This window comes from Kyrpidia sp. (assembly GCF_023512215.1).
Classification (GTDB): Bacteria; Bacillota; Bacilli; order Kyrpidiales; family Kyrpidiaceae; genus Kyrpidia; species Kyrpidia spormannii.
Window position 1 is genome coordinate 26,948 of the sequence record NZ_JAILZZ010000007.1, and the last position, 12,469, is coordinate 39,416.

Annotated in this window: 15 protein-coding genes; 2 read left to right on the plus strand and 13 right to left on the minus strand. The window is 59.2% G+C overall.

Going from position 1 to position 12,469, the window contains the following annotated elements; all coding sequences use genetic code 11:
- Positions 1–110: 110 nt before the first annotated feature.
- From secF to K6T64_RS04585, 3 genes are all read right to left on the minus strand, one after another.
- Positions 111–1,007, minus strand: a complete 897-nt coding sequence (gene secF, locus K6T64_RS04575; RefSeq protein ID WP_100668195.1) for a protein translocase subunit SecF — start codon at positions 1,005–1,007, stop codon at positions 111–113.
- Positions 1,004–2,248, minus strand: coding sequence for a protein translocase subunit SecD (gene secD / locus K6T64_RS04580; protein ID WP_288008743.1), 1,245 nt, complete (start codon positions 2,246–2,248; stop codon positions 1,004–1,006). The genes secF and secD overlap by 4 nt, the downstream gene beginning before the upstream one ends.
- Positions 2,249–2,351: 103 nt before the next feature.
- Positions 2,352–2,609, minus strand: a complete 258-nt coding sequence (locus K6T64_RS04585) for a post-transcriptional regulator (protein ID WP_288008745.1) — start codon at positions 2,607–2,609, stop codon at positions 2,352–2,354.
- 148 nt (positions 2,610–2,757) lie between these two features.
- On the opposite strand from K6T64_RS04585, the gene spoVB reads away from it, so the two are divergent.
- Positions 2,758–4,317 carry a stage V sporulation protein B gene (gene spoVB, locus K6T64_RS04590; protein WP_288008746.1) on the plus strand — a complete coding sequence of 520 codons (1,560 nt, stop codon included), beginning with the start codon at positions 2,758–2,760 and terminating at the stop codon, positions 4,315–4,317.
- Here the strand turns inward: spoVB and K6T64_RS04595 are convergent.
- Entirely contained in the window at positions 4,204–5,028 is an 825-nt protein-coding gene (locus K6T64_RS04595; RefSeq protein ID WP_288008748.1) for a DUF421 domain-containing protein, read from the minus strand. The two genes, spoVB and K6T64_RS04595, sit on opposite strands and share 114 nt — an antisense overlap.
- A 269-nt stretch (positions 5,029–5,297) precedes the next feature.
- Between K6T64_RS04595 and K6T64_RS04600 the strand changes: the two genes are divergently transcribed.
- On the plus strand, positions 5,298–5,699 hold the full coding sequence (locus K6T64_RS04600; protein ID WP_288008751.1) for a TIGR04086 family membrane protein: 402 nt from the start codon (positions 5,298–5,300) through the stop codon (positions 5,697–5,699).
- A gap of 106 nt (positions 5,700–5,805) precedes the next feature.
- Here the strand turns inward: K6T64_RS04600 and yajC are convergent, their stop codons facing one another.
- The 9 genes from yajC to ruvC form a co-directional block, all read right to left on the minus strand.
- Positions 5,806–6,075, minus strand: coding sequence for a preprotein translocase subunit YajC (gene yajC / locus K6T64_RS04605; RefSeq protein ID WP_013075018.1), 270 nt, complete (start codon positions 6,073–6,075; stop codon positions 5,806–5,808).
- Positions 6,076–6,078: 3 nt separating this feature from the next.
- Positions 6,079–7,221 carry a tRNA guanosine(34) transglycosylase Tgt gene (tgt, locus tag K6T64_RS04610; protein ID WP_100668200.1) on the minus strand — a complete coding sequence of 381 codons (1,143 nt, stop codon included), beginning with the start codon at positions 7,219–7,221 and terminating at the stop codon, positions 6,079–6,081.
- Between the two features lie 76 nt (positions 7,222–7,297).
- Positions 7,298–8,338, minus strand: a complete 1,041-nt coding sequence (gene queA, locus K6T64_RS04615) for a tRNA preQ1(34) S-adenosylmethionine ribosyltransferase-isomerase QueA (RefSeq protein WP_288008755.1) — start codon at positions 8,336–8,338, stop codon at positions 7,298–7,300.
- 102 nt (positions 8,339–8,440) lie between these two features.
- A complete protein-coding gene (locus K6T64_RS04620) occupies positions 8,441–9,259 on the minus strand; it encodes an anti-sigma factor domain-containing protein (RefSeq protein WP_288008757.1) in 819 nt (272 codons plus the stop codon).
- 19 nt (positions 9,260–9,278) lie between these two features.
- Entirely contained in the window at positions 9,279–10,019 is a 741-nt protein-coding gene (gene sigI, locus K6T64_RS04625) for an RNA polymerase sigma factor SigI (protein WP_288008805.1), read from the minus strand.
- A 60-nt stretch (positions 10,020–10,079) separates the two neighbouring features.
- A complete protein-coding gene (locus K6T64_RS04630) occupies positions 10,080–10,304 on the minus strand; it encodes a DUF2905 domain-containing protein (RefSeq protein WP_100668204.1) in 225 nt (74 codons plus the stop codon).
- 13 nt (positions 10,305–10,317) lie between these two features.
- The gene (gene ruvB, locus K6T64_RS04635; RefSeq protein WP_288008759.1) at positions 10,318–11,331 is read right to left on the minus strand and encodes a Holliday junction branch migration DNA helicase RuvB; all 1,014 of its coding nucleotides are present in this window, start codon (positions 11,329–11,331) and stop codon (positions 10,318–10,320) included.
- A gap of 22 nt (positions 11,332–11,353) precedes the next feature.
- Positions 11,354–11,950, minus strand: coding sequence for a Holliday junction branch migration protein RuvA (ruvA, locus tag K6T64_RS04640; protein ID WP_288008760.1), 597 nt, complete (start codon positions 11,948–11,950; stop codon positions 11,354–11,356).
- Positions 11,907–12,446 (minus strand): crossover junction endodeoxyribonuclease RuvC, encoded by a 540-nt coding sequence (gene ruvC, locus K6T64_RS04645; protein ID WP_288008807.1) that lies wholly within the window; start codon positions 12,444–12,446, stop codon positions 11,907–11,909. Before ruvC ends, ruvA begins: the two co-directional genes overlap by 44 nt.
- Positions 12,447–12,469 lie beyond the last annotated feature (23 nt).

Genomic DNA, 12,469 nt, shown 5'->3' on the forward strand with positions numbered 1-12,469 from the left:
GTCGGAAAACGCCTCCATATATGAATATGTTCATTATAGTACGGCGGTCGTCCCCGTCGCAAGCGTCAGTCCCCCGTCATCCCGGGGAGGCACCGACCTCCCCGGTCGGTTCATTTAGCCGCCGTGCGCCGAAGTTCCCGGCCCCGCCAGGCAACCCAGAGGGGACTCGCAATAAAAATCGAAGAGTAGGCGCCGCTGATGAGACCGATCAGCAGAGCCAACGAGAAATTGTGAATGGACGCGCTTCCGAACAAAAACAGGCTCAAGGCGGCGATCACCACCGTGAGCACGGTATAGATCGACCGGCGCATCGTCTGCCACAAACTTTGATCCACCAGGTGTTCCAGGTCTTCGACGGTCTTGATTTTGGCGTTTTTCAAGTTATCCCGGATTCGGTCGAAGATCACGATGGTGTCGTTGATCGAGTACCCCACGATGGTCAGGACCGCCGCGATAAAAGGCAAATCGATCTCCCGACGCAAAAGGGCGAAGAGCGAAATCACAATAAAAGCGTCGTGAAGAAGGGCCACTACCCCCGCCACGCCAAAGCGAAACTCAAACCGAATCGCCACATAAACCAAGATGCCAAGAGATGCCAACCCGATCCCGTACATCGCATTGCGGCTCAACTCCCGGGCAACCAGGGGTTCCACACTGTCGATGCCGATCTTGGCCTGGGGATACTGCTTTTGAATCGCCGCCGTGAGTTGAGGCTCTTTGGCCGGGTCCAGTCGGTCCTTGAGCCGCACCACAGCCGTCTCCCCCCGAGCTCCGGCCGACGTCACATCACCCGGAGAAACGGATAAACCTTGACTCTGCAAAAGATGAATGATATCCTGGGTTTTCCAACCCGGGCCCAGATCCATCTGAACTCGACTTCCCGCGCGAAAATCTGTGCCGAGATTGAGCCCGAACAGGAGGATCGCCACGATCCCCAGCACCGTAATTAAAAGCGAAAATGCAAAGTACCATTTTCGGTGGCGAGTGATGGGAAACAGAACCTTCACCGCGCCTCGCCCCCTTCCTTCAGCCCGTACAATCCCGGCCGATTCAGCCAGTTAGCCGTAACCACCAGATGCAAGAGCCACCGGCTTAAAAACACGGCTGTCAGCATGCTGATGATGATACTCACCACTAAGGCAACGGCGAAGCCGCGAACCGACCCCGTTCCGAAGAAATAGAGAACCACCCCCGCAACCACCGTGGTGATGTTGGAGTCGAGAATCGTCCCCAGGGATTTGCGCGTTCCGGTAACAAAAGCCGATATGAGAGACTTCCCATTATTGAACTCGTCCCGGATCCGCTCATAAGTGATGATGTTTGCATCCACCGCCATGCCCACCCCGAGCACCAGGGCCGCCAAGCCGGGCAGCGTCAATGTGACCTTGAGCCCCGCAAAAACCACGATGATCAGGTACATGTAAGCGATCAAAGAAATCACCGCGATCACGCCAGGGATTCGATACCAAATGATCATGAACAGGAAAATCGCCGCCACCGCGACCGCCGCTGCGACCATCGTTTGATGAAGGGCGGCCTGTCCCAACGTCGCCCCTACAGCCGTGGAGCTGAGCTCCTTCAATGGGTAAGGCAGCGCGCCCGCATTCAGCAAATTCGCCAAGCGAATCGCGTCATCCGGGGTCTTTTCTCCTTCAATCACCGCATGGCCATCTGGGATGACCGCTTTTACTTGGGGAGCGCTGATCACCTGGCCGTCGAGCACAATGGCGATGGGCTGGCCCAGGTATTTTTGCGTAATATCCCGGAATTTGGCCGGATCTTGGAATTCCACCGCCACCAGCGGCGCGTTGGTCTGGGGATCGGCTTCGTATTTGGCATTGCTTTTAAGATCTTTTCCCGTCAAAAGAACCGTGCCGTCCGAAGCCTTGAACTCCAACACCGCCGGTTTGCCCAGCATTTGCCTGGCCTTTTCCTGGTCGGATACACCGGCAAGCTGTACCCGAATGCGGTCGGTCCCTTCCACCTGGATCGACGGTTCCGCCACCCCCAGCGCATTGATACGCCGGTCCAACGCCGCCACCGTCGCCTTGACGGCATTCTGGTCAACCTTTTGGCCGGGGGGTGGGACAATTTGATACAAAACATCAAAACCGCCCTGCAGGTCGAGACCCAGAACGATCCGGTGAATCACCTTCGGGGTCGTCCATCCCGCCAGGGCGCCAAAAAGAATGATGAACAAAAAAAATAACGCAATCCGTTTCCATACAGGTTTTGATGAACGGCTCATGACGTTCCTCCTCGACTGCTCGGCCATATTCTCATAGTAGCAACAACTTCCTTTCCCTGTCAAACCGCAGGTTCCACCGCGCCGCGCCCAGTCGGCGGTCTATCTATTCCCCTTTCATCGCCTTCACCATGGCCCAATCCATATATTGAGTGGGTTTAAGAGAAAGAATATCGTTGACGATCCGATGAAGAGCCGGAAAACCGTTTTTGTACCGGGAAGAGACACACTGCCAGATTTCCTGGCCCGTGACATTATCGTAACCGAGCACCGCAAATTCCCGTGCCTTGCTGTGGCACAACTCCTCAATGCTCCGGGTCAACTCCTCGGGTGACATCATCGGCCATTCCTCCGGCGCAAACATCGGCATCGCCTCCCCCACCACCAGTAATTCGCGGCCGAGATCTGAATTCCTTCCGACCGGACCCTTTCCTCGAACTGGAGCCCGGGACTATTCCCGGACAAACCCGCATAGGGTGAAAAAGGGACTGGCCTGAGGAGGGAGGATGGGGATGGGAACTGGGCAATTTTTTCGAGGGGCCTTGATCTTGACCGTGGCCGCTCTGATCACCCGAGTGATGGGGTTTGTTTACCGATTCTTTCTCGCCAACCTCATTCACGATCAGGGCATGGGCCTTTTTCAGACCGTGTCCCCACTGTTGAGCTTTGTCCTGACTTTGACAACCCTCAGCTTGTCCACGGCCGTCTCCAAGTGCGTGGCGGAAGCAGCAGCAACCGAGGATACCGGGTTTATTCAGCGGGTGCTGCTCATCTCCTTCGGCGTGGTGACCGGCTTGTCCGCCGCCGGCACCCTGGCCCTTCTGGCGGCCGCCCCCTGGCTCGCCCGGACCATTTTTCACAATCCTGACACCTATCCCTTGCTCGTGGCCATGTTGCCCCTGATTCCCATCATCAGTATCGCCTCGGTGGTACGCGGGTACCTTCAGGGACTGCAACACATGAACCCTTTGGCCGTCTCCGTCATTCTTGAACAGACGATCCGCATCGGCAGCGTCTATTGGCTCATCGGTTTCGCCCTTCCCTACGGTTTGCCCTACGCTGTGGCCGCGGCGATGGTAGGGTCGGTCCTGGGAGAACTTGCCGGTCTGCTTTTTTTGCTCTGGCGGGCCCGCCCGCTGACGCCCACCGGAACCTGGGCCGTTTGGCGCCACGTGAGCGGCCAGCGAAGTTCCACCCGGTCCGCTGTCCGGGCTCTCCAGAGCATCGCCATCCCGGTGACTGCCAGCCGACTGTTGGGATCTTTCGCCTATGCCCTGGAACCCGTCTTCGTACACCGCTCTTTGATCATCGCGGGGATGACTGCTTCGATGGCCACCGCCTTTTACGGACAATATGCGGGCATGGCCGCGCCTCTGATCCTCCTGCCCACCGTGGTGACCTACTCGCTGTCCACGGCCCTGGTCCCCGCCGTGTCCGAAGCGGCGGCGGAGCAGCGAACGGGCCTCATCCGGCGCCGCCTTTCTCAGGCGTTGCGCATCTCGGCCATCATCGGCTTTCCCACATCCGCCTGGCTGTATTTATTTGCCGAACCCCTGTCCGAAGGACTGTACCACAACGCCTCGGTGGCCGTCATCGTCAAACAGCTCGCTCCGGTGGGATTTCTGTTGTACCTCCAGGCCCCCCTCGCCAGCATTTTACAGGGGCTGGACCGGGCAGATCTCGCCATGCGCAATTCCATCGCGGGATCCGTCCTGCGCCTCGGGCTCATCTGGTGGCTCGCTTCCCAAAGCGCCTACCATATTCTCGGCGTGCTGTGGGCGGTGGTGGCATCGATCTGCTTCACCACCCTCCTCCACAGTGTTTCCTTGGGAAGACTGATCGGATTTCCCATCCCGGCCATGGACCTGGTCAAAATCGCCCTGGCCACTTTTGGTACCTACGCCTGGATGAGTTATGTGACGCTGTGGACCCAGTCCCCCTGGGCGGAGATCTTGCTCTCAGCCACCCTGGGTGCCGCGGTCTACACCGCTTTGCTCATGCTGCTTGGCGTCGTACACCCGAACAGCCTGGTTCGCTTGATCCGCGCCATCCCCCGGGGCCCCGCCGCCTAAACCCGGTCCGCCCCGGACACCCGCCGCCCCTGCGGCGCTGTCCTTGGGATCCACATACCACCTGCCCCGGCTGTCGATGTGGGCGTAAAAGATCCTCCTCATGTCCGGGTACCCCCTCGCGGCCAGTTCTTGCTTCAGCCACCCGGAGTCTCGGCCCAGCCGGACCAAACCCGGAGGGTAGGGTTCACCGTCCAACACAAGGATCACCGGCAGGGCTCCGGTTTGCCCGCCCATCCCAAGATCCTCCCGATTGACCGGTTGCCGCCCCTCCTTCAGCCACACAGACAGCTTCCCCGACGGCTCCATCAGGGCCAACTCCACGTCGTCCACCCGGAAAATGCCCTTTTCCCGCAACTGCATCATCAAATCATCGAGGTTATAACGAAGGCGGCCCATCGCCCTTTCCTGCAAATGGCCGCCTTCAATCACCGCCACCGGGCGGCCGTCGATCAACCGTCGAAACCAAGAACTCCGGAGTGAAAGTTGGGAAACGGCCAGCTGCAGACCAGCCAAAAGAGCGATGGTTGCCACCGCGTGCCACAACCGCGCCCCGCGGGGGTCTTCGAGTGCAATGGCCGACAATTCCGCAATCATAATCGAGACCACCAGATCAAAGATGGACAGCTTGCCAATCTCCCGACGGCCCATAATCCGCATCACGATAAGGACAAACAGATAAACAAAGACTGTGCGCCCGATCCACAACCCCATGAATCCCCCTCCCGCCGGTCCCTAAAAACGGGAGCCGAACCGGCGAACCATCCTCTTTGCGAAATACCCGGGAGCGTCCAATGTTCGAATTCTGTCTCAACCGCTTCATGTCCCGCGGTTCGGCTTTATCCAGCCTTGCCCCGGCCCGCATCTTCCATACCTGAACCCTCATCCCGGCACATATTTCCGACCTGCCGCCTCATATACATGTACCGGTTTCGGACATCCGCGCCTTCGGTACCCAACCGGGCCATCGGGAGGAATGAAAAATGGCCGATTTTTCAGGATCCTCGCCCTCTCCGTCCCGTCCATCCGCGGTCGCTGTCTTATACGGACTGATCGTGAGCCTGTGCACCGCCTTGGTGGGCATTCTGATCGTGGCGTCCGCCCTGAGTTGGACCCCGCTGTCAGAACGTTCGCTGCCTTATCTCACCTTTACTATTCACGTTCTGGCCGTCGTGGTCGGAGCCCTGTGGGCCGCCCGCATGGCCGGGGAGCGGGGGTGGTACTACGGGACCATCACCGGCCTCGGCTACGCCCTGACGGTGACGATCCTGGCCCTGACCTCCGCGGAGGTCACGTGGAGCCCCGCGGCGTTCATTCAGGGCGTGCTCCTCGTGGTCATCGGAACGTTCGGAGGCGTCATCGGGGTCAATCTGAAACGGGAATAACGGCGGAAGGGCGGCCATCGGGCAAGCCGACTTCCCACCGGCCGGATTTCGTCTGCGGAACGGGTCGGGTCCCACCTGCCCGATGAACTCAAGCCTTCCTGTAGGTTCAACTGTCCTTTATGACACTGGATATCGCACTTCGCTCGAACACGATCTTCGTGGTTTCGGCTACCCGGAGGGTCACTTGATCGTCCGTTAAATCCACCACGGTCCCGTGAATCCCTCCAATGGTGACCACTTTATCGCCTTTTTGCAACTTAGATAACATGGCCTGGCGTTCTTTCTGCCTTTTTTGCTGGGGGCGAATCAGGAGAAAGTAGAAAATCGCAAACATCACAATGATCGACAGGATTCCCGAGTAATTTTGCCATTGCATAGGTTATCGGCCTCCTTCGGCGTCTTCCGATTTCCGGATTTCAAATGTCCGGTAAAACACGGTTCGGAACTCGGCGAAGCGATCCTCTTCAATCGCCCGCCGGATATCTTGCATGAGGTGCACCAAAAAATACAGATTGTGATAAGTGGTCAGCCTCAGACCGAGAATCTCGTCGGCTTTTAACAAATGCCGTATGTATGCCCGGGTGAAATGTCTGCAGGTGTAACAGGAACATTCGGGATCCAGCGGCTGAAAATCCCGGGCGTAGGCCCCGTTTCGGACCACCAGTTTTCCCCGCCGGGTCCACACCGTCCCGTTCCGGGCAATCCGGGTCGGGAGGACGCAATCGAACATGTCCACACCCCGCCAGACCCCCTCAATGAGGTCCTCCGGCGCCCCCACTCCCATCAAATAGCGAGGTTTGTCCACCGGAAGAAGCTCAGTCGTGTACTCCAGGACATCGTACATCTTCTCCTTCGGCTCGCCGACACTCAGCCCCCCCACCGCATAGCCGGGAAAGTCCATCTCCGCCAAAGACTCGACAGCATGACGGCGGAGATCGAACTCCATCCCCCCTTGAACAATCCCAAACAGCCCCTGGTCTTCTGGCCGCCGGTGAGCCGCTTGGCACCGCCTGGCCCAGCGCAACGTCCGCTCCAGGGATTCTTCGACGTAGGACCTTTCGGCAGGATAGGGCGGGCACTCATCGAAAGCCATGATGACATCCGCCCCCAGAGCATTCTGTACTTCGGTGGCTCGTTCCGGTGAAAGGAAAAAGGTTTCCCCGCTGAGATGAGAGCGGAACGTCACGCCCTCTTCGCTGATCCGGCGCAAAGGTGACAAGCTAAAAACCTGAAACCCCCCACTGTCTGTCAGAACCGATTTCGACCAGGCCATGAAGCGGTGAAGCCCGCCCGCCTCCCGAATGAGATCGTGGCCCGGGCGCAAAAACAGATGATACGTATTGCTCAGGATCATCTCGACCCCAATATCCAGAAGTTCATGGGGACTCATGGTTTTTACGCTGGCCTGGGTGCCGACAGGCATAAAAACGGGGGTTTCTACCGAGCCATGCCGAGTGTACAGCCGCCCCCGGCGCGCCCGGGAGGAGGGATCTGTTTTGATGAGATGGAATTGTACTGCCATGAATCGACTCCTTTTCTTTCGGAGACCCATCGGCCCACTCTTTCCACCTTTTCATTATACACAGGAGCTAAACGTATTACGATTCGGTTGTGATCAACATGGCGTCCCCGAAGGAAAAAAATCGATACCCTTTTTCGATGGCCTCCTGGTATGCGCGCAGGATCTGTTCCCGCCCCGCCAAAGCGCTGACCAGCATCAACAACGTGGATTTGGGCAGGTGAAAATTGGTGATCAGGCGGTCCACCACGTGAAAAGAAAATCCGGGGTAAATGAAGAGGTCCGTCCACCCTTCCCGGGGCCCCCAACCCTGGAGCGCCGCACTTTCCAGAGCCCGGCACACAGTGGTCCCAACGGCCCAGATGCGCCCACCCCGCTCCCTCACCCGGGACACCAATTCCGCCGTCTCAGAAGGGATTCGAAAATATTCCGCATGCATGTGGTGCTCCTCCACCCGGGCAACCTGGACCGGCCGGAAGGTACCGAGGCCGACGTGGAGGGTGATGGTGCCGACCTCCATGCCCCTGTCCCTCAACTGTTCCAGCAGCTCCTCGGTAAAATGAAGACCCGCCGTGGGCGCCGCCACCGACCCCGGAACCCGGGCGTACACCGTTTGATACCGTCCGGAATCCGCCGTCCGCTCTTTGATGTAAGGAGGTAGAGGCATCTCTCCCAGGCGCTTCAGCAAATCCTCCCAATCCCCGGCATACAGGAAACGGACCAAGCGGCCGCCTTCCTCCGTCGTATCCAAGACCTCCGCTTCCAGCGCCCCATCACCGAATACAAGCCGATGCCCGGGATGCACGCGACGCCCGGGTTTGACCAGCACCCGCCATAGATCCGGATCCTGTTCCGGATCGTCCCGGCGCAACAGCAAACACTCCACCCGACCGCCACCGCCTGCTTTCACACCGAGAAGACGAGCGGGGATCACCCGGGTGTCGTTGAGGATGAGGGCATCTCCGGGCACCGCGTAATCCACCAGATCCCGAAAGTGCCGGTGTTCCATCCTCCCCGAATCCCTGTACAACACCAACAGCCGGGACGCCGTCCGGTCTGCCGACGGCACTTGGGCGATTCGGTCCGGCGGGAGGTCGTAATCAAAATCCTCGACCCGCAACGCTTTTCTTTCACCTCCAAGGCATTTGCGCTAACCATACCACGGCCGGGGCCCCTGCGCAAGGGACGGGCCGCCGGAAGAATTCGCTCCGGCGGCCCTGGCTTAAAACCGCTGATCCCGATGGGACCCCTGTTCTTGAATATGCTGTAACAAACCCGTTAACTCTCGATAATTGCTAAATAATGCGGTCAGGGACTGGCTTCGAAACTCCTCGAGATTGACGGCCATGCCCCGTTCCTTCGCCATCGCATACAGATAGTACCGCCCCGGCGACATCCCCTGGGCCAAGGCTTTTTTCCGAATCTCCTCCGGCACTTGAAGGGCATCCACATGAACGAGATCGAGGTCGTTTTTTACCGCATTGGCGACAGCGTAGGCGACCTCCCGATTGAGATGGTCCAGAGCCGCCTGGGCGGTGACTGCGGGAACCCGATCCCCGGGGGTGGTGGCGATAAACACTTCTCCTCCGTCTTGTATTCGCTGCTGGGCGACAGCCCGGTGCACCCAGGCGGCGACCGCCTCAGAGACGGGTAACCCTTTCAGTCCCCCGGGATCTACCACCGGACCAGAATGGCCAATGACCCGAAGATCCGTAACATGACTGGACTGGTCTATTGCAAATTCCACCGCTTGATCACTGTCCACGGTCACATAGGCATACGCAGACGAAGGGATCTGGGCACCTTGAGACAACCGCCACCCGATCCCCGCCAAAAGCACCACTGCGGCAGCCGCCACCCATCCCCAGGTGCGGAGCACTTTCCAACGGCCGCTGTCAGCCGAGTTCCATAACCGTTGCGGCGGGACTTCGGTCTCCTGGCCCACCGCCAACCCCGGACGATATGGCACCCGAACAAAGCGGCGATCCCGGGTGAGCACAATGGCCTCGCTCTCATCGGTCTTTACGACAATCCCTTTCACCGCGGACGCGCCCTCCCGCTCACGCAATATATTCGCGAAGCAATTCAAAATCTCCAATCAAGACCAAAGTGATGGCGATGATATACTTGCGCTGCCGTTCCAACGTTTTCCGACTCACCCCCACCTCATCCACCAGTTCCTTGAGCGGGAGGGATTTTTTCCTGAGGAGGTAGTCGGAAAAACTCGGCCGGGAAGCAATGACTTTCGCCACCTGCATCGCATTCCACCGCGCGTCCGCATGCTTCGGGGACAACTCCACCAGCTCTTCCAGGCTAATCCCAAACTCCGCCAGCCACGCACTGTACCGCTCGATCTCCTCTCGACGCGCATCCTCAATCTGCGTCGTCTCGTAAATCTCCAGAGATTTTTGAATCTCTATCTTGTTGTACGGGTGGTCTTCCTCGTCCTCGGTTTCCAGTTCCGCCATCGGAATATCTCGAACCCGGTTCTCTCGGGATCGAAAGTAATCGATGAGCCGCCGCCGGATCACCGTATCGGCAAATCCCAGGAAGCTCGCGCCCCGATTTCCATCGTACCGGTCGATGGCCTCGTTGAAGGCCGCCAAGGCAATACTGAACTCATCATCCTCGCCCCGGGAAATAAACCGGCTGGATGCCCGAGAAGCACTTTTTGCCACAAAGGGGATATATTTTCTCAACAACTGGTCGCGGACCCCGTCGTCTCCAGCCTTCGCTCTCGCCAAGAGATCGCCAAGGTCGGCCTCTTCAGCATTCCGCCTTCGGTGAAAGGGGAACACCATCACCCGTTCACCCCGTTTATATGAAAAGAATTCGCTACCGCTCCCGCGTATCTGGGGGTCTTATTGCCGTCCCAACCAATTCCATAACCAGGCGAGAAGCGTTAACACGACGCTCAGGAGTAAACTGGTTACGATGGGAAAATAAAACGAAAAACCTTCCTTGCGGATGACGATGTCCCCGGGCAGTCGCCCCAGGGGCAGCCATCGCCCGACAAACTGCCATAAAAGCCCGGCGACCACCAGGACCGCGCCGATCGCGATCAGGGTTTTTGCGACGGGATGCACGCTTCTACCCCCTCTAGCCCTCTCCGGCCCGTCCACCTGCCGGGCACCGTCCCAAGTGCACGCAGGCCCGCTCGGTCACCACCCGGCCCCGCGGTGTGCGCTGAATGAAACCAATCTGCAGCAAGTACGGCTCGTATACGTCTTCGATGGTGTCGGGTTCCTCGCCCAACGTGGCCGACAAGGTTTCAAGCCCCACGGGCCCCCCGCCAAAATGATCGATCATCGTCAACAACAGTCGGTGATCCAGCGCATCGAGCCCGGCGGAATCGACCTGAATCCGCTCCAAGGCGGCCGCCGCCACCTCCCGATCAATCTTGCCGTGACCGTCCACCTGGGCGAAATCTCGCACCCGTTTGAGCAGCCGGCCCGCCACCCGGGGGGTGCCCCGGGACCGCCGGGCGATCTCCTCGGCTCCCTCCGGTTCCAGGGGGACTTGGAGGATCTGGGCTGCCCGCCGAACAATGCGGCACAAATCCTCATGGCTGTAATACTCCAGATGGCCCACGACCCCGAACCGATCCCTGAGGGGGGAAGACAGCAACCCTGCCCGGGTGGTGGCACCGATCAATGTAAAAGGCGGAAGATCTAAACGAATCGACCGGGCACTGGGACCCTTGCCGATGATAAAATCAAGGGCATAATCTTCCATCGCCGGATAGAGAATCTCTTCCACCACCCGGGACAAGCGATGGATCTCGTCAATAAAGAGGACATCTCCTTCACCCAGGTTGGTGAGAATCGCCGCCAGATCCCCCGGCCTTTCAATAGCCGGCCCAGACGTGGTGTGCATCTGGACACCGAGTTCATGGGCGATGATCCCGGCCAAAGTTGTTTTCCCCAATCCCGGTGGTCCGTACAACAGCACATGGTCCAGCGCCTCCCGGCGCATCTTGGCCGCGGTGATAAAAACCCGAAGGTTCTCTTTCACCTGATCTTGGCCGATATACTCGTCCAGGTTCCGAGGCCGCAGGGACTCAAGCTGCCCATCCTCCCCGGTATAATGTGCTGACACCATCCGCTCCTGCACGGTTCCGCCTCCCAACGCCCCCTCAACGATGCGCCAACTGAGACAACGCCAGGCGGATCATCTCTTCCGGTTCGCGGCCCTCTTTCCATTCCCGGCGCAACACAGGCATGATAGACTGGATTTCCCTCTCATTATAGCCAAGCGCCGACAGAGCCGCAACGACATCTTCCATCGGGCGCACCCCGGAACCTTCTCGTTCGGGACCGGCGGCATCCGGGACCAAACCACTCAGCCGGTCCCGCAGGTCGACCACAAGGCGGTCCGCAGTTTTCCGCCCGACGCCGGAAAGCCCGCGCAAAAAAGCCATATCCTCCTCGACCACCGCCCGGCTCACGCGATCGATTCCCGCAGCCACCACGCCGAGAGCCACCTTGGGCCCTATCCCGGGCACGGTCTGCACAAGAACAAAAAAATCCCGCTCCCTGGGATCCGCGAAGCCGTACAGCGTCGGACCATCCTCCCGCCAAACTAACTGGGTGTGCAGAAGCGCCTCTTGGCCAAGGCGGAAGGTAGCGGCTAAGGAAGGGGCTACATAGACTTTGTACCCGACGCCCTGGACATCCATCACCACATGATCAGAATTCACTCCGGCGATTTTCCCCCGCAGGAAAGCGATCATCCCCATTCCTCCCCCGAACCAGAGCCATGGTCGGCGCAGTGTGCAAGTGGCAAATGGCCACGGCCAGGGCGTCGGCCGCATCGTCCGGACGCGGCGGCGCCGGGAGGCCGAGCAGCATGGCCACCATGCGCTGAACCTGCCCTTTTTCCGCCGATCCGTACCCCGTCACAGCCTGTTTCACCTGCATCGGCGTATACTCCGCCACCGCCGCCTCGGCCTGGCGAGCCGCGAGCAAGACCACTCCCCGGGCCTGCCCCACATGAAAGGCTGTCGTTACATTCCGATAAAAAAACAATTGCTCCACCGCGACGACGTCAGGGTTGAGGTTTTGCAGCAGTTCCTGCATCTTCTCGTAGATTCTGACCAGTCGGTCCCCGGTGGGTCCCGGCCGGGTCTCAACACACCCATAATCTTCTGTCCGCAGCCGATTCCCCTGTGATCGCACCAACCCGTACCCCATCCGGCCGATCCCCGGGTCGATTCCGAGCACGCGCAACCCTGCTTCTCTCCTCACCCCGC